The sequence below is a fragment of the Mucilaginibacter sp. cycad4 genome (assembly GCF_034263275.1).
Classification (GTDB): Bacteria; Bacteroidota; Bacteroidia; order Sphingobacteriales; family Sphingobacteriaceae; genus Mucilaginibacter.
Map to the genome: position 1 here is coordinate 2,861,555 of NZ_CP139559.1, position 16,991 is coordinate 2,878,545.

Consider the following 16,991-nt stretch of genomic DNA (forward strand, 5'->3'; position numbering starts at 1 on the left):
TTTATTTTGAGGCGATTACGGTAATGCGATGGTTTTTCGGCTTATTAATGACATAGATCTCGTCGGTTAATACATCCATTTCCTTTTGCCAGGCATCACGTAAACTTTTGTAGCGGGCGCGGGTGTAATTATCTTTATTGCCGTTAACAAAAATGTCCCTCTTGGCGTACTTGCTTATGGTATCCATCGCAGCATTAGTATCATGGAACAACAGACCTTTGCCTTTTAAAAAGTCAAATTGCATCCAAACGTACATCCGGATGCGTCTTTCAATATCCCAGCGTTCTTCGTTCAGCTCCCTGATCTGGATGGCCTGCTGATATTGCGGCGTTGTAGTGATTTCGGCAAGATTGATACCGGCACTCAGTTGTCCGGCCGACCAATTCCCCATTTTTTCGCCGTCAATAAGCACATCATAACTGGCCGATTTTAAACCTTTAACGGCAAGCAGCTCCTGGTTCATCTCTTTGGTAAAGGGAACAATTTTCAGAGCGTCCGATTGCTTTTTGCGGTTCCCCCAGCCACGCGTAACAGTATCTATAGGATAAGGGAGGGAATTTGCAAGATAATTGAATGCCACAGAATCAGTCGAAGAGATCAAATTGGTTATCTTGCAGTTAACAGCTTTGGTTGCTTTTTTACTGTTAGCATCAATAGTCACGTCAGCCACTACTTTATTGCTAAAACCCTGCGCTTTTAAAAAAAGATAAGCCATTACCAGGTGCCCGTCATTATCAGGATGTACCCTGTCATTGGGTGTTAAGCTAAAAGTTGAATCTTTAGCTTGTTTGCGCAGGTTAATCTCCGTCATAGGATGATAAAAATCAACGTAGCCCCAGCTATTTCTCTTAGCAGCGTCGCGCTGAAAATCTATCACTTTCGAAAAAGCAGCACTTTTTTTAGGATAGATATTTTTGGCGGTGAACTTACTGGTTTCATCGTAAGGCGAACCAAGAATGAAGATCTTCCGGATCTCGGTATGTTGTTTAAGCTTATTCTCCAGCAATGCGTAGTTATCGTACGATCCCTGGATCCTTTTATCCATAACATCCTGTGCATCGGCACGATACCATTCAAAATAGCCGGTATCATTCATGCCCCAGGTAAGGGTTAAAACGTTTGGCTTTTTGCTGAACACATCATCCTCAAAACGGTCGTTGATCTGCCCTACCACATCACCGCCAATGCCCGCGTTATAACAGGTTATCCGCATGTTCGGGAAACGGGTCATGTAATACAGCCATATGTACGAGTGGTAATGCCCTCCGTCGGTAATGCTGTTACCAACAAAGGCCACCCTGTCGCCGGCGCGAAATGGCGCGATGCTTTGGCCACTTACGGCTCCCCCTGCCGCTATCAATACTAATAATAAAATCAACTTTTTCATTAACTGTTAATTATAATGTGTTCAGCAAAAAATAAATTCAAACTATAGGCCAACCAAGCTGTAAGGGATCCTCACGGCCTTTACCTGGTAAAAATTAGGGTCCTGGTTATTGTTTACGCAAGTGGTGGTACTGCAGCTGCCACCCTCTCCGTTGTAGTTTAAACAATAGGTAACAAGCAATTCGTTATGACCGTTAACAAATTCGGGGTGAATGGCCGGGGTATAATACTTAGCCAAATGCCCCTGGTAAACATCGTTAATAGTGAAAACCATTTTAGGTGCAGTGAATGGCCCTTTAGGACTATCGGCCGTTGATATATAAATGTTATGGCTTGCCGGATCGCAAAAATAGCCCAGGTCCATCTGCATCATCACGTACTTGTTATTCACTTTTGATATGATCACATTTTGTTGGGTAGTGTTACCCGCGCCAATGGTTATAGCCGCTGCGGTAGCAGTTGTACGGGTTGATGACCACGAAGTTCCTGTCCAGAACGACCAGTTAGCCGGATTATTTGCCGGAAAACGCGCCAGGAATACATTAGACGTATTAAAGAACACACTCTTGCTTCCGTAAACATAAACTGAATCGTTGCTTACGTTTTTAACCATCCCGTTCGAAAATCCGGTTTCTGTTTGGCCCGACATCCCAGCTGGTGTGATCCGCGCAGCCGTACCCCAGTTAAGTCCGCCAGTGTTTTGGGTAAGATCATAGATCACTTGGTTTTCGGGTGTAGCCCCATTGGCCGATTCAAAAGTGTAAAGGTAAACATGGTTACCGGCCTCGATACCAGCACCAGGCCAGCGATAAGTTGAGTTATGATCGCCGGGGCTTTCAATGATCTCCATACTGTTTATCGGCGAATTATTGGTGGTAATATTGGGGGTTAGCGATTGATCCCAGCTATGACTTGCCGGTTGCAACAATGCCGAATTGTGATATTTAAAAAACTGACAGTATAACTGGCCATTGCTTTGAAGTTGCGATGATTCATAGGCATCTTCGGTTATCCAAAGCACTTTTCCGTTGTTGGCGCCATAGGTAAGCGGGATGCTTTTCCCTTCGTCAAAAGCTACGGTACCGTTAGTTCGATGAAAAAAGTTTACAACATCATCATCGCGGTAAGCCTCGGCAGCGAGGCCGTTAAGGAGCCAGGTTTGTGCTGTATTACCTGCCACGAAGGCTTCCTGGGTGATAGGTGTACCATTAGTAGTGGATGAACCGTGATTAGTTACCGCCAGGCCATTGCCAACGTTAATAATTTTGTAAACACCTGTGCTTACAGATTGAATATACCATTGCTGAGCGTTATTGGTATTGGCCTTATCCTGCCACAAACCTGTACCGGGATTTGTGGTTGCCAATGGCACTTCCAGGTATTTACCGCTGGCAATGTTCATGATCTTGAATTTGGTGGTATTGGTTATGGCTCCGTTGCCCTGCTGCACAATTATCCACTTTTGATTGGGAGCTGTAGCCGTGCCGCTGCCTGTATATTGGTTTTGCTGCGCACCGGTGCCATCATTAAGCATACCGCTGCCATTAATTTCAATGGCTTTACCGCTTAAAACATTGCTGATAAAAAAGGTTCCGTAGGAGCTTACCGGCGATCCGCTGGTTAGTTGTACGGAATCTGTGCGTACAAATGGTTTGGGGTACTTAACGGCAGCTTGTTTGCTGCATGATGCCAGCAAGGCCATGGCCATCATGGTACCGGTGAACAGGTTTGTTTTCATAATTTGGTTTGGTTTATAATTTGGTTTGATGTTTGGTCGGTGTTTAAAATTATTCAATTTATAAAATCGATTTAGCAATTTTATATAAAAAATCCCCTCTCATCTTTCCTTCATTCATATCCTAAATTATCAGATCCCCCAGCTTTTATTTGGTGTTGCGCCCATACTTAATTCAAGGGTGCCGCCTGCTGCAATATCCTTATAATCTATATAACATTTATTGTAGGCTTTGCCGTTAAGTTTTGCTCCCTGTATATAAATATTTTTTGCCGAATTATTATTGGCGATGATGGTAAAGGTTTTACCTTTTGCGTATTTAGGATCAAGCTTTAACGTTACTTTATTGAATACCGGGCTGGTGACCTCCTGCCTCGTATCGCCGGGACAAACCGGATGCAAACCACTCGCTGCCAATACATACCAGGCCGACATCTGTCCTACATCTTCGTTGCCCACCAATCCCTCTACAGAGTTTTTATAAGCCCGGCGGCAGATCTCGCGTGTCCATTTCTGGGTAAGCCATGGGGCGCCAAGCCGGTTGTACAGGAACGGAACATGGTGTACCGGCTCATTGGAATGATTATAGTAATCGTTCCACATCATGTTATCGGGTGTTTTGCCAAAAAGGTTATTCAGATCGGCTATCACTTTTTCGCGACCGCCCATCAGCTTTGCCATACCGTCAACATCCTGCGGTACAAACCATCCCTGCTGATAAGGGTTGCTCTCAATACAGCCATACCATTGTTTAATCCGTCCTTCTGCAGGCCATGGGAGCCAGCTACCGGTGCTATCTTTTGGGCGGAACCAGCCTTTATCCATATCAAAAATATTTTTGAAGGCCTCACCGCGCAACGTATATTTATTAGCATCCTGCTGTTTATTAAGCGCTTTTGCTAATTGAGCTACACACCAGTCGTTATAGGCATACTCGAGTGTGTAACTGATGCCGGTGTTGCCGGGAGTAAAACCTTTATCCCCGTTGCCAAATTTTTCAACAGCGCCCACGGCTAATTTATAAGCATCGGGTATATTATAATTACGGATGCCTTTGGCATAAGCATCGGCCATAACGGCTACCGCCGGGTTACCAAGCATACAGCCGCTATAGGCATTCAGCAGTTCCCAGCGTTCCAGGTAATCTTTCCTCTTTTCGTTGGCAAGCGTAACCAGCGAATTAACGAGGTCATTAACCAGCGACGGATTAATAATAGTTTGTAAAGGCATCTGGCTCCTGAAAACATCCCACCCACTAAATATAGTGCGTTTTTTAAATGTTACAGTATGATGCACCTTGCCATCACCACCCATATATTGACCGGTAACATCGCTTACAATGCGCGGGTCTATCATGGTATGATATAATGCTGTATAAAACACCGTCTTTTGTTCGGCAGTGCCGCCCTGGATACTAACTTTTGACAGGGCATTATTCCATAGGTTAATAGTTCGCTGATGAACAGCGTCGAAATTCCAGTCCTTTATTTCAGCTTGTAAATTGGCCTTAGCACCGGCTATACTTACAAATGAGATACCTGATTTAAGCAATACCTGTTCACCGGCTTTGGTAGCAAATTCGCTGTAAAAACCAAGATGCTTTCCCTGCTTTTCCTTCAAGCCTTTAAAGATCTCAGCATTAGCTACGCGTTCCTGGTATTTATCGCCGGTAACATCGTCCAGCTTACGGCTCCAGTCATTGGGAATATCGACACTCCAGACGCCATAGTTTTTAAGCGGCTTGCTGAATTGTGCGTAAAAATACACAGTATAATCTGCATGTCCGTCACCATTGCCCCAGCCACCACCGTCGGGGGTGCATTTCATAAAGCCCTCAATAGTATGGTCATCAACTACTTTTACATATTGCAGCGTTGAAGTTCCCCCTACCCTTCTGGCCAGATCAATCTGGATACGTGATTGTTTATTTTGAGAAAAGGTAAAGCGCAACATCCCGCTATGAGGGGCGGCAGTGGCTTCAGCTTTGATATTATTATCGGTTAGCAGCACACTGTAATATCCGGCCGATGCTTTTTCAGTACTTTTATCATAAGCAGATCGATAGCCTATTCCTGCAGTTCCCATTTTACCGGCACTGGTTTTGATTGGCCCGGCTGTAGGCATTACTAAAAAATTTCCCAGATCACCATACCAGCCAATGCCACTCATTTGGGTAAAGGCAAACCCTTCAATACTTTTATGTTCATAGCTATAGCCCGAGCCATTGTCACCTCCGGTTATGGTGTTAGGGCTTAACTGTACCAGTCCGTAAGGTGTGGCAGCGCCCGGAAATGTTTTACCTAAGCCATGGTAAACCCCTGCCCCATCCGCACTGGTGCTGGCACCTATAAAAGGATTAACATAGGAAGCCGCATTTTGTGCCTTCAGCACTGCTGCCTGACTAAACAACATACCCGCAGCAAATACGGCTATTAAATATTTTTTTAAGGCTGGTAGTGTGGTTATGTTCATAATAGTAGTACCGGTTTATTATTTAAGACCCGGCAGACCGAAATCGTGATTTATTATCGACAGAAAGCTTCGTTTACCGTAAGTTTTTTATGACAGATAAACCTTCAGAATTAAAAATTGACCGGTATTTGTTAATTGGTTATTGCACGACCAAATTATATAATAAAATCGATTTAGCAAATTTTTGTTAATTTTATTTTTTCAGATAAATAAACTGTCTGAGGATTCCATCAACATTGCAGTACCATAACTACAGCCATTTACTAAACCAATCCAATGTCATTTTAAAATGCGCCGGCGTGGAGGTATGGGGCAGCTTCGGTGCCACGTCACGCATAATTTTATCGGCCGCGTTTTTTGAGGTATACGCCTGCATGGCCGAAGCATAGGCTATATCTGCACCCGGCAACGGGCAATTAGAATCATTTTCCGTACCTACAACCAGCATTGGACGGGGCGCCATTAATCGCAGCAGTGAAGGGCAATCAAACTCGCCGGTGATATCAGGGAGCAGTTTATCCCATACAGCTTGTACGTTACGCTTGTTTAAGACCGAATCGCCAAGGTCTTTGGCCGCCTGTAAGTGCGCTGCCCGGATAGTACCTGCACGTCCCTGCCATTTATCATTATCCAACGACCATTTGAAACTTTGCACTGCAATATCCAGCACAATTACTTTTATCCGCTTATCTACTGATGCTGCAAGCCATGTTTCCATCCCTCCCATGGATATGCCGCCCATACCGATACGATTAGCATCTACATCAGGCCTGCTTGCCAGGTAATCGGTTACCCGCCAAAGATCAAAAGCGGTATCAAACAAAAATGGATGGGTTTGATGGCCTTTATCTTTATTTTCCCAGGCAGCGGTAGCAGCTGCTACGTATTCCTTTGCGCCATGCGCGCCTCCGGCAATGCGTTCACCATGAAATCGGGCATCAATGGCTACGCCCATAATCCCTCTTTTAACCAATTGGTACAACATCCCTTTGCTGTCCTCCTTTTTACCACCTGTACCGTGGAGAAAAATTACAGCAGGGTATGATTTTGCGCCAGTAACAGGTTTGTAAATCAGGATAGGTACCCGCTCATTCTTTTCGCTATAAATAAAACCGTGTTCTGTAATAACCGAATCTGTTTGTGTTATTGTAAGGGATGGATTTAACGGAACGCGGGGCCTTTCCAGCAGCTTTTTAAAATCAGCAGCAACCTTATCAACAGGGGGGTAATTTATTTGCTGCGCGAATGAAAGCAAGGAGCATAACAATAATGTCATGCCGGCGCAAAGTACCTTGATCTTAAACAACATAATTTGATTGATTTACCAGTACAATGTATAAAATATGCGGCTTAATGAGTGTAACAATACTAACATGTAATAAAAAGCACAAAAGCTGAACGTTTCCATCCAGCTTTTGCAAAGCTACCATTAACGGTAACTTTCCTGAACACGTTAATTTTCTTCGGCGTATTTCTTAAAGTTGTTAAGTATGGCCTGCCAGCCATTTTTTTGCATTTCAAGGGAATTTTGCTCTTCCGGATCAAATGTAACTTCAACTTCAGTTTGGTTGCCGTTTGCTTTGAAAGCTACAGAAGCCTGCCTTCCGTTTGGCATAGTATAGGTAAACTTTTCACCATCAACAATTTCGTCATAAGTAGCTTCAAAGTCAAAACCAAAGCTTCCGTCTTTTGCTTCCATTCTTGCCGAGTATTTTCCGCCTACCCGCATATCATTTGATGCAGAAGGACATTGCCATGAAGGATCGGCAAAGTTCCATTTTGTAATGTGTTCGGGATTGGTGTAATAATCCCAAACTTTTTTAGTATCTGCATTGACTGTGGCGGTAACGGTGATCTTGTTGCTCATTTTTTATTTTTTTAAGGTTAATAATAATTGGTCGAGTTTTTCGAGGGTTGCCATCATTCCCTGTTCCATGCCCATCTGGATAACAGTTTCCAAATCTGAAAGCGATTTGTAAGTTACAATGGTTTCTACCAAAGCGTTTTCTCCTTTGTCGGTAAAATTTACGAGCCACTCCGCACGGGGAAGATCCTTATTTATTTCACCTTCTGCATTACAGAAAGCATCTAATGATGTATAGTAATCAATGGGTTTGATTTTCAGATAATCTGTCCAGCCCCAGTATTCTGTACCATTGGGCTCCACCATGGCATAGTGCCAGTGGCCACCTTCGCTAAAATTCATTGATTTGGTTTTGGTAGTTAATGGCGCGGGGGCAAACCATTGGTCAAGCAATTCCTGCCGGGTGTAACAGTCCCAAACCAATTGCCTGTCGGCTAAAAATTCACGCCTGACGGTCAGCGTATTTTTTTCTTTATCTGCAATAAAATCAAAGTGCAAGTTGTTTTTCATTTTTTCTGTTTTTTTAGAGTTGATAAAAGGTTGTCGAGTTGTTGAAACCGGGTTTCCCAAATTTTGCGAAATTGCTCCAGCCATTTGTCTATTTCTTTCATTTTGTCAATCTCCAGTTGATAGTAGATCTCACGCCCCTGGTATTCCTGTTTCACCAGTTCACATTCGGTTAAAACCTTCAGGTGTTTTGAAATTGCCTGCCGCGTAGTATCAAAATGCTCGGCGATAGCGTTAGGTGTCATTGCCTGTAATGCAATTAAGGCGATGATAGCCCGCCGTGTAGGGTCGGCAACAGCCTGAAAAATATCTCTTCTCATTGAAGTGTTAATCATGTACCGGCTTGAATGAACAATCAAGCCCTATAAAACTATTTCCTGATCATAGGCAGGTATTTCTCCCAATTGTCAATAATTACCCAAAGAACAATTGCGATCAATACCAATACGATAGGTAAACCCGACGGGGCCATACTGATATTAGCCAATAAGATACCTGTTAAAATAGGTACGAGTACTACTGCACCAAGCGCCCTGGTTCTTGGGATGACCAATAATAAACCGCCAAGGATTTCCATGGCGCCCACCAGCGGCATGAGCCAGCCTATTTCCATAAAGGCCTTCCCTACTTTCACCATTTTTTCAGGCATTTCTTTAGGCATCGGCATGTAATGAAAAAATTTGTCGAGACCGGCGTTGATAAACATTAACCCGGTTAACAGGCATAAAACAAATAGGATTTTACTTTTCATGGTTTGGTTTGGTTTATTTTAAATAAGAAACTGATTGGTTGCAAATATATGCGCAACTAATTGGTTTCGCAAATTTATTTTGTTTTTTTTTAACGACTAAATTTTAAAATTGATGAATTAAATAGTTATAGAAATACAAAGCCCCGACATATGCGATATCGGGGCTTCTAATTATCCAATCTTATAACTGTTATCCCAGTTGCAGACCTTTTTGCTATATAGCGCCTGGTTGCCAAGGTGCACACTGATGGCAGTCCGGGCACCGGTGAATACATTACTGTCCGGCAGTTCATTGCGCTGTATTTTCTGATAAAAATCGTTGAATGCATACCAGGTGCCATCTTTCGTGGCTTCGGGCAGAATGGGCGTACCTCCTTCTTTATTCCATACTATGCGTGTTGCACCGGTCACGCCGTCTACCGTTCCTTTTTCCTTCAAGAGTTTTTTCTCCGGGTAAAACATGCCCTGGTCGGTTAGCAGGGATACGGTACCCAGGGTACCTTTAATCTTGAAAAGATATCCGTCATGCGCGTTTCCGCACATTGCACCGAAATTACCGATCAGGCCCAGATCCGGGTAACGTAACATCAGTTGCACGTTATCATAGGTCTCCCTGCCATCTTTAAAAACATCTATTCCGCCGGTGGCAAAAAATTCCTGCGGGTGGGTATCAAATACCCAGTTAATAAAATCAATCTGGTGCGAAAGCAGTTCGGCCGCCAGTCCGCCCGAATATTCTTTGTACATGCGCCAGTTGATAGCCCGTTCCAATGAAGGATCGGGCACCGGGCGGCGCCAATTGCCATTGCGGTCCCAGCGGCAATCCACTTGCGTTACTTTACCCAGATAGCCTTTATTGATCATCTCTTTAACCCGGTAATATAAAGGCGAATAACGGTACTGGTGACCAACCTGCAGCACCTGGTTGTTGCGGCCGTGCATCAGGCCCACAAGCTCAAGCGCTTGATCAATGGTATAGGTCATCGTTTTTTCCAGGTATAAATGTTTGCCCGAGCGGATAACATCAGCAGCCACAGCGTAGTGCAGGTAAAGCGGAACAGCAACGATGATCGCCTCCACTTGCTTATCATCAATTAATTTACGATAATCCGTATATATTTTTACCGAACCGGCCTTCACCAGCTTTTGTGCCGCTGCCAGCCGGAAATCGAGCACATCGCATAAGGCAGTAATACGGAACTGATCGGGCATTCCGTTAAGGATATTCATAATCCCGGTGCCGCGGTCGCCGCAGCCGATCACCGCAATTTTAACAGGATCAGCTGCCGGCTGCAGTGCGCTCAGGTTATGGCTTAACAATAATCCGCCTGTGAGCAGGCTTGTATTTTTCAAAAAAGTTCTTCTCTCCATTTATCCAGTTTTATTGTTGATATCCTTTAAAATAAGCTGTAACCGTATCTGCTACAAGGCCATCCGGCTTCCGGTACACAATGTAAGCACCCAGATCCTTCCGGTTTTTCAGGAAGTTCAATGTGCGTTTTAATCCCATTGTCATAAACCCGTTATCATAACCATCCGCTGTTATTGCGTCTTTTGCATAAACGGTAACGCTGATCATTTCGTTTTGAATTGGGTAGCCTGTCAACGGATCCATCAGGTGCGAAACCTGTTTACCGCCTGCTTCATGATGTTTGCGGTAATTGCCGGATGTGGTAATGGCGCCATCCCCCGGCTCGATCACCTTACGCATCGGGGCCGGATCCAGGTCATTACCACTGATGCCTTCAATGCCCACCTTAAATGGTTCATTACCGGGTTTATGGCCTTTAATACGTAATTCGCCGCCCAATTCGATGAGATAGTTATGAATGGAATGTTGTTCCAATAAAGACGCCATTAGATCGACAGAATAGCCCTGCGCAATGCCGTTGAGATCCAGTTGTACACCCGGCCGTTTTTTGTGTAAAAAAGTTCCTTTTAAACTGATTTTATCCGCTCCTACATAATGAAGGAGGTTTTGCACTTCTTTCCGATTGGGGTCATGTCCCGGTTTAATTACACCAAATCCCCAGGCATCAACCAAAGGTTTCACTGTGGGATCTACCAGCCCCCCGGTCGCCCGGCTAATCTGTAGCGCACGGGTGATTAGCACACGAAAAATCTCATCTATACGGACACCTGTTGCAGAACGGTTGAACTTACAAATGAGCGAATTAGGTTGATATAGAGAGACCGACCGGTCAAAACGCCTTAACAGGCTGTCGGTTTGTGCTGTACCCACCAGGCTGTCGGGCGCATAATATACGATACTGTAAGTAGTACCTTGTGCATACCCCTTCAGCTCGAAACGGCGGAGCGGTTCCTGCTGTACGAAAGCACAGCACATCAAAATAAAGACGCAAGGATACGCCAGTAAGGTTATTTTCATAGTCAGATAGCCAAATGTAAGCATTCAGCCGATTTTTCATATGCCCGCCCGAAATAAGCTTTCTGCTCAACTCCGGTATTAACAACCCCGGCAGAAAGATATTTTCTAAGAAATAACCCGACGACGCTAATTGAGATAAAGCAACAAAAAACCGGCAGAAAGATTTTACAGCGTTTGCCTGGTACTGAAATGTGAAACGAAGCTTACTTCAGCACCGCCAGCAATTCTATCTCCAAAATGGTGATTACCGCCCCTGCAGGATATTCCGGTGTTACCGAAAACTTATTGAGGTGATAAGGTATGATAAATTGGTAACGGCTGCCGGCCGGCATTAACTGCAATCCTTCCGCCAGCCCCGGGAATAACTCACCTACCTTACGGTTCTCCGCCACGATCAGCTCTGAAGTACCCTGATTTTTCTTACCTACCAGGATCGTTCGGTGATAACTGAAATTCACCTTATCGCTTGCCGTGGGCGTGGGACCGGTGCCTTTGCGCAGTACCTGGTATTGAAGGCCGCTTGCAGTGGTGGTGATCTCCGGCATATACCTATTACGTTCCAGTATCCGGTCGGCTTCTTGTTTCGGGCTAAGCGCCGGCACCACGGCCCCCGGTTCAGTTTTGACCACTGCTGATGTTGCCGCTGGTTTTTGCGCGTTTTTGCCCCTGAGCACAGCCACCATATCCATTGGCCATAAATTAGCGATGACTGTCGCCTTGCCGTTCACCCACAATTTGGCCCCATTCTTATCCCGTCCCATCACATAAACATCGGCACCTGCTACGGCCAATGCGTATTTCTCGGGAAAGCCCGGCAAGTCAGCCAGCTCTGTCATGATGCCATTCTTCCAGTAAACCACCTTCTCTCCCGCATAACCAGCCACATACACATCGTTGCCCGTTATGACAATCGCGGTAGCTTTAGCCTCCATTGGCGTCTGACTACTTAGTACCATCGTACCCTGCGTATTGTTCCAGTAAGCAGCCTGCCAATAATCAGGAACCGTGTTGCTGAGCGTAGTACCTACTACATACATTTGATTTTTTGAAATCAGCAGATCAGCGGGATGGACCGGTTTATTCTGATCATTCAGCTGCTTGAGATCTCCGTTTTTCCAGTATCGGGTCTTATTGTTGTCAACACCGCCCACGTAGACATCTCCGCTGGACGGATCCACTGCCAGGCAACTGGCGCCGGAATGGAAACCTTTCGACACGACCATAGGGATTTTAGTACCATTTTTCCAGAGCCGCGCCTCGTCCGTCCAACCAGCAAACATGTTGGGATCTTTGCTCACACGCTCGTAACCGGCCACATAAACATCATTTTTAAATACAGTGATCGCAAAACCTTCACCATGATTCGGAAAGCCCGTCAGCACCACTTCCTGACCGTCTTTCCAGTAAACCGCAGCCCCATGCGCCATGCCCGTTGCGTACACATGATCATCAACTACAGTCATGGCATTGACGATTGATTCTTTATCACCAATGTTAACCAACATCCCATTCTTCAGATAAGCCGCACTATGCCCATCCAGCTTAAAACCACAGATATAAACATCCACCGGTGGCGGCAGGGGTTTTACATTTGATTTATTTTGTGCATTGGTTTGGAAAGCTAAACTGAATAACAACAGGGGCAGAATTGCCTGCCGTGCGATAGCAAAGGTGACTTTGTTCATGAGACAAGGATTTAAATCAATAGGTTGGCCGATCACTGCTGTTCAGGCAGGCATCCAATAGGGTTATAAAATAAAGATACTAAAATGAATGCATTCCGTGCAATGACAAACGGTTAAAAATCAAGTAACAAGTTGCGTCGATTTGGCTAAAACAGGCGTGACGAGACACAGAGTTATGTTTCAAGTTGTTTTTAGACCTGATCACAAAAAGGTGTAATAAAATTCTTTGTAAAAGAAGGATATGTTTTCAAAACATCAAGAGGCTGTATCAATCAGCCTTTTTTTAACTTATTCAGGATACTTAAGCGATATATAGTTTTGCGTTGGATTGACTTTACAAAAAGGGGGTTAACAGGGTTAACACAATTCAGGATTAATATTTAATTATATAGTTAATAATCAGACAATTATGTGTGTTTTCCTTGAAAAATATGTTAACCCCCTTTTTGTATAAATATTACCGGCTAAATTTCAATTCATAGGTAACACCACACCAAGGATAGTCAATTTGATTTATGATACAGCCTCTTTGTATCCATGAACAGGAATACTTTAAACACTTAGAAGGCTTTTTGAGACTTATAGTACCAATTATTGATGATTTAAAAATAAAAGGGTTTATAAAATGACAAACAAATCTAAGGGTATATCAAGTGTTTTTTCTTTAATTTACCTTGACCAGTATGGCTTTGAACTAAGAACTTGACATTATCAAATAATAATAATCGGATTTTTAGCGGTCAAAATACTTGGTTACTTTAACTTAGAAAAAAATTGCAGCCTGATCTGAATATCGACATTGTTGTTATACGCAGCAAAGGCAATAAGCTTGGCATTAGCTCTTAGGAAGACAATCCTCTAAACCACACCTGATAGATTCCTTAAGAATTTGGCGATATGCCGGTGTTATATTTAATCTTTTAAAATGGCCCCCCTCCCCGTTTACAATGCTAAACGAAAGAGTTGACCAGAAATGCTTTTTGAACACAGTTTGAGGGATCTTTAAGCCTGGAAAAGGTAATAAAAAACCGGAATCAATATGTTTGATTCCGGTTAGTACCCAGCGCCGGAGTCGAACCGGCACGGTTTCCCACAGGTGTTTGAGACCAGCGCGTCTACCAATTCCGCCAGCTGGGCATGTTGTAAGGGGTCTTGCCTTACAAGCGGGCTGCAAATGTAGATAAACTCTCCTTAATTCGCAAAAGATATTTTTGTTTATAGTAAATATTTGCAATTTCTATCCGGCGGCTTTCTTTAGCTGTATCGTCCAACTGTTCATAGTCTTTGGTCAGCTTCGCCAGCTCTTCATTGATATCTCCTTCAATAGCAAGCGTTTCTGCGGTTATGGCAGCTAAGTGCGTTGCATCGTCAACCTCCATAAGGCGCTCGTTGATGTCCATCATTTCCATTAAAAAATCTGCTGGCAATTGTGGTTTTGCCCCTTCAGATACCAGGTCGTGCAGTTTTAAAATGTATTCCAAACGCTTTGCTGGGTCGCCAAGAGCATGGTAGGCTTTATTATTGAGGGTAGAAAGCTCCAGGATCTCCTGCTGCTTGGTTTCATCCTCATTGGCATAAAAATCGGGATGATAAAGCTTACTTAGCTCATAAAACTTTTTCTTAAGCAACGCCTGGTCAACCTTAAAAGATTCAGGTATGCCGTAAAATTCAAAATAGTTCATACAGCAAAGATAACTATTAGCGGGTTATCCATGCCGATATCAACTTCATGTTAAAGTAAGTTATCTGTTAGGCGTTGGTCGGTTTCGGCTTTTTCTGCCAATTCTGTTTTGGGATGCACATCAGCAAAAAGCTTTCTGTTTTTAGTTAAGGTAGGCGCCACGCCCAATATACCTATCCCGGCAATAGCTAATACCATAAACAATATAAGCCCGCAAAGCCTCATGAGCTTTTTAAGTTTTTTCATTTTGATCTCAGAAAATAAATGACAGGTGTTACCCTCTCCAGGATTAGTACCTAAATAATTAAAATGGAAATGATTATCACATCCGATAATCAGTAAGGAAGGATTATCCTATAAAAGGATTGCTATCATCGCCTGAAACCGGATTGAAGTTTTTATTGAAAAGAAAGCGTTTAATAGGCCCGCCGGGTATAAACAATTTAGAGGTTTGTTTAATGCTGATATCGGCCTCCAGGCTATGCAAAAAGCTTAATGCGGGCAGGCTGATGACTCTCGAAATTAAGGTTGAAAGATTACTGCGGTTAGCTGTTCCAAGAGCAGCTTTATACGATAAAGATTTCGAGGCCCTGTTTGCAAAACCGGCAACCAGGGTTGTATCAGGCGGAACTACCTTGTTTGTAGTTTGTATTATAATCCCCGAAAAAGTAAAAAAGCCGAGTATTACAATGGCTGTTAACAACCATTTGGATAACACACTTTTTACCGGGCGAAATTTCATTATATAAATGTAGCGATATTGATCCACAAAAAAGGCCCCTGTGAAAAATCACAGGAGCCAGCCCATCTGTCTGAAAAAAAATCTTATTTCATGTAATCTTTATCCAAAAACAAGTAGCGCGCACGGTTAACCTCCGGCATCTCCTCGCTTTTAACATCAATATTCATGAATTTAACATTATTGTTATCCTTAATTGCCGACCATTTTGGCAAACCTGCGCCGTTTGGATTGGCAGTTTTTATAAAGTTGGCAAAGTAGTTTTCCATAGTCTCGGATACTTTGAAATCATCGGGTGTCCAGGCGTAGGTTTTGTTCCCGGCAAGGTTGCCCATAGCATATTCAATTTCTGAAGCATGTGCAGCCCCCACAGGCGGCGGCATTTTTGGGGCCGGTTTTGCGGCATCGCCCTTAACCACACCGCCGGCAAGCCCAGGGGTGGCATTACCCATAGAAGCTACCATGGCTGGGCGTACCCGCGAAAACAGGTACCGGTAAACTGGCTTCCCTCCTGTTTGTACCTGCAGATCGGCCCATTTCCAGGTGCTGTATACAATGAACCTGTCGCTTGACAGGTCGGTTGCAACTTTGATCACTTCCCCGTCATTGGCAGCGGGGTATAGTTTCAATGCTTCCCCGGCCCTGTCACCATATAATTGTTTCAGCGTTTTAGTATAATTTTCAAGCGTTGGCGCATCGCCGCGCATCATGAACTGGAAAGGGACTTCGGCCGAGTTCCAACCCACTAACAATGGAACTTTAGCCTGTTCGCCTGCCATAAAGATCTCAGGCAACGATTTTGGTAGCAGGTAATTATCAATAGTGGCCGACATTGGCGGCGTACCGGGTTTAAAAGCATCATTTAGCAATTGTTCGGCAGGTATGGCCCTGAGGTCGGCCAGGGTATTGGCTTTCTCGTTAGCGGCAAACTTGACGCCGTTTTGTTCAGCATCAGCCAATGGGATGGGGAAAAGCGTGGGTTTGATCCCCGCACCGCTTTCGCCGATGGCTCCTGCTATCAGGTCCTTTGATAAAGGTGAGGCCATTTGTACCGATACAGAAATAGACCCTGCCGATTCACCCGCAATGGTAACCCGTTTAGGATCTCCGCCAAAGGCAGCTATATTTTTTTGTACCCAAAGCAAGGCCAGGTGCTGGTCAAGATATCCATAGTTGCCCGACGAATGGTTTGGTGATTCTTTAGTTAATTCAGGATGCGAAAAAAAGCCAAATACACCAAGCCTGTAATTTACGGTTAAAGCTACGATGCCTTTTTTAGCCATGCTTTCGCCGTCATAGCGCGACTCAGAACCATCGCCTGCCATCAAGCCTCCGCCGTAAAAATAAACCAGTACAGGAAGTTTCTCTTTGGCCGATTTTGCAGGCGTCCACACATTAAGGTACAAACAATCTTCGTTCATGCCTGATGAACGAAAACCCATATCACCAAAAATGGGCTTTTGCATGGGGTTATGGCCAAAATGATCGGCCCTTAAAGTGCCCTCCCAGTTTTTGGCAGGCTGAGGCTCCTTCCAGCGCAAATCGCCCACAGGTGGCTGTGCAAAAGGAATGCCTTTAAAACTTAATACATTTGATGCTTCGCGAGTGCCCTCGAGCGTACCGTTCTCAACGGTGGTTTTGTTTGCCGATAGCTGCGCCATTACCTTTACCGAGGCAACTTGTGCAAGCAGCAGCATTACTAAAATTGGTTTCTTCATTACTGGTATTTGGTTAGTCTGGTTTAATTGACAGAGATTTTTTGAGATCAGATCCTTATTGTAT

15 protein-coding genes and 1 tRNA gene are annotated in these 16,991 nt (G+C 44.2%); all 16 read right to left on the bottom strand.

The genetic code is table 11. From position 1 onward, the window contains the following. Position 1 precedes the first annotated feature (1 nt). On the bottom strand, positions 2 to 1,387 hold the full coding sequence (locus tag SNE26_RS11405; protein WP_321559484.1) for an SGNH/GDSL hydrolase family protein: 1,386 nt from the start codon (positions 1,385 to 1,387) through the stop codon (positions 2 to 4). A 42-nt stretch (positions 1,388 to 1,429) separates the two neighbouring features. Continuing rightward, positions 1,430 to 3,124, bottom strand: coding sequence for an RICIN domain-containing protein (locus SNE26_RS11410; RefSeq protein WP_321559485.1), 1,695 nt, complete (start codon positions 3,122 to 3,124; stop codon positions 1,430 to 1,432). Positions 3,125 to 3,253: 129 nt separating this feature from the next. After that, positions 3,254 to 5,593 (bottom strand): GH92 family glycosyl hydrolase, encoded by a 2,340-nt coding sequence (locus tag SNE26_RS11415; protein WP_321559486.1) that lies wholly within the window; start codon positions 5,591 to 5,593, stop codon positions 3,254 to 3,256. A 250-nt stretch (positions 5,594 to 5,843) separates the two neighbouring features. Then, positions 5,844 to 6,902 (bottom strand): acetylxylan esterase, encoded by a 1,059-nt coding sequence (locus SNE26_RS11420; RefSeq protein ID WP_321559487.1) that lies wholly within the window; start codon positions 6,900 to 6,902, stop codon positions 5,844 to 5,846. 144 nt (positions 6,903 to 7,046) lie between these two features. Continuing rightward, positions 7,047 to 7,460, bottom strand: coding sequence for an SRPBCC family protein (locus SNE26_RS11425; RefSeq protein ID WP_321559488.1), 414 nt, complete (start codon positions 7,458 to 7,460; stop codon positions 7,047 to 7,049). Positions 7,461 to 7,463: 3 nt separating this feature from the next. Further along, positions 7,464 to 7,967, bottom strand: a complete 504-nt coding sequence (locus tag SNE26_RS11430; RefSeq protein ID WP_321559489.1) for an SRPBCC domain-containing protein — start codon at positions 7,965 to 7,967, stop codon at positions 7,464 to 7,466. After that, entirely contained in the window at positions 7,964 to 8,284 is a 321-nt protein-coding gene (locus SNE26_RS11435; RefSeq protein ID WP_321559490.1) for a metalloregulator ArsR/SmtB family transcription factor, read from the bottom strand. Before SNE26_RS11435 ends, SNE26_RS11430 begins: the two co-directional genes overlap by 4 nt. 50 nt (positions 8,285 to 8,334) lie before the next feature. Next, positions 8,335 to 8,715 (bottom strand): DoxX family protein, encoded by a 381-nt coding sequence (locus SNE26_RS11440; protein ID WP_321559491.1) that lies wholly within the window; start codon positions 8,713 to 8,715, stop codon positions 8,335 to 8,337. Between the two features lie 171 nt (positions 8,716 to 8,886). Then, complete coding sequence (locus tag SNE26_RS11445) at positions 8,887 to 10,086, bottom strand: Gfo/Idh/MocA family oxidoreductase (protein WP_321559492.1); 1,200 nt, start codon at positions 10,084 to 10,086, stop codon at positions 8,887 to 8,889. Positions 10,087 to 10,096: 10 nt separating this feature from the next. After that, a complete protein-coding gene (locus SNE26_RS11450) occupies positions 10,097 to 11,104 on the bottom strand; it encodes an FAD:protein FMN transferase (RefSeq protein ID WP_321559493.1) in 1,008 nt (335 codons plus the stop codon). A 203-nt stretch (positions 11,105 to 11,307) separates the two neighbouring features. Beyond that, positions 11,308 to 12,741 carry a hypothetical protein gene (locus SNE26_RS11455; RefSeq protein ID WP_321559494.1) on the bottom strand — a complete coding sequence of 478 codons (1,434 nt, stop codon included), beginning with the start codon at positions 12,739 to 12,741 and terminating at the stop codon, positions 11,308 to 11,310. A 1,105-nt stretch (positions 12,742 to 13,846) separates the two neighbouring features. Next, positions 13,847 to 13,926 (bottom strand) — tRNA-Leu (locus SNE26_RS11460). A gap of 20 nt (positions 13,927 to 13,946) precedes the next feature. Then, positions 13,947 to 14,471: a Fe-S protein assembly co-chaperone HscB gene (hscB, locus tag SNE26_RS11465; RefSeq protein ID WP_321559495.1), complete on the bottom strand. Its 525-nt coding sequence runs from the start codon at positions 14,469 to 14,471 to the stop codon at positions 13,947 to 13,949. A 50-nt stretch (positions 14,472 to 14,521) separates the two neighbouring features. Continuing rightward, positions 14,522 to 14,716 carry a hypothetical protein gene (locus SNE26_RS11470; protein ID WP_321559496.1) on the bottom strand — a complete coding sequence of 65 codons (195 nt, stop codon included), beginning with the start codon at positions 14,714 to 14,716 and terminating at the stop codon, positions 14,522 to 14,524. 103 nt (positions 14,717 to 14,819) lie between these two features. Beyond that, positions 14,820 to 15,212 carry a hypothetical protein gene (locus tag SNE26_RS11475; RefSeq protein WP_321559497.1) on the bottom strand — a complete coding sequence of 131 codons (393 nt, stop codon included), beginning with the start codon at positions 15,210 to 15,212 and terminating at the stop codon, positions 14,820 to 14,822. Positions 15,213 to 15,295: 83 nt separating this feature from the next. Next, on the bottom strand, positions 15,296 to 16,927 hold the full coding sequence (locus SNE26_RS11480; RefSeq protein WP_321559498.1) for a carboxylesterase family protein: 1,632 nt from the start codon (positions 16,925 to 16,927) through the stop codon (positions 15,296 to 15,298). Positions 16,928 to 16,991: the final 64 nt, after the last annotated feature.

Bases quoted from the DNA above. Each gene is read 5' to 3' on its own strand.
- SNE26_RS11430 (WP_321559489.1), bottom strand. From the start codon at position 7,967: ATGAAAAACAACTTGCACTTTGATTTTATTGCAGATAAAGAAAAAAAT.
- SNE26_RS11445 (WP_321559492.1), bottom strand. From the start codon at position 10,086: ATGGAGAGAAGAACTTTTTTGAAAAATACAAGCCTGCTCACAGGCGGA.
- SNE26_RS11425 (WP_321559488.1), bottom strand. From the start codon at position 7,460: ATGAGCAACAAGATCACCGTTACCGCCACAGTCAATGCAGATACTAAA.
- SNE26_RS11405 (WP_321559484.1), bottom strand. From the start codon at position 1,387: ATGAAAAAGTTGATTTTATTATTAGTATTGATAGCGGCAGGGGGAGCC.
- SNE26_RS11415 (WP_321559486.1), bottom strand. From the start codon at position 5,593: ATGAACATAACCACACTACCAGCCTTAAAAAAATATTTAATAGCCGTA.
- SNE26_RS11420 (WP_321559487.1), bottom strand. From the start codon at position 6,902: ATGTTGTTTAAGATCAAGGTACTTTGCGCCGGCATGACATTATTGTTA.
- SNE26_RS11475 (WP_321559497.1), bottom strand. From the start codon at position 15,212: ATGAAATTTCGCCCGGTAAAAAGTGTGTTATCCAAATGGTTGTTAACA.
- SNE26_RS11480 (WP_321559498.1), bottom strand. From the start codon at position 16,927: ATGAAGAAACCAATTTTAGTAATGCTGCTGCTTGCACAAGTTGCCTCG.
- SNE26_RS11450 (WP_321559493.1), bottom strand. From the start codon at position 11,104: ATGAAAATAACCTTACTGGCGTATCCTTGCGTCTTTATTTTGATGTGC.
- SNE26_RS11470 (WP_321559496.1), bottom strand. From the start codon at position 14,716: ATGAAAAAACTTAAAAAGCTCATGAGGCTTTGCGGGCTTATATTGTTT.
- SNE26_RS11410 (WP_321559485.1), bottom strand. From the start codon at position 3,124: ATGAAAACAAACCTGTTCACCGGTACCATGATGGCCATGGCCTTGCTG.
- SNE26_RS11440 (WP_321559491.1), bottom strand. From the start codon at position 8,715: ATGAAAAGTAAAATCCTATTTGTTTTATGCCTGTTAACCGGGTTAATG.
- SNE26_RS11435 (WP_321559490.1), bottom strand. From the start codon at position 8,284: ATGAGAAGAGATATTTTTCAGGCTGTTGCCGACCCTACACGGCGGGCT.
- hscB (WP_321559495.1), bottom strand. From the start codon at position 14,471: ATGAACTATTTTGAATTTTACGGCATACCTGAATCTTTTAAGGTTGAC.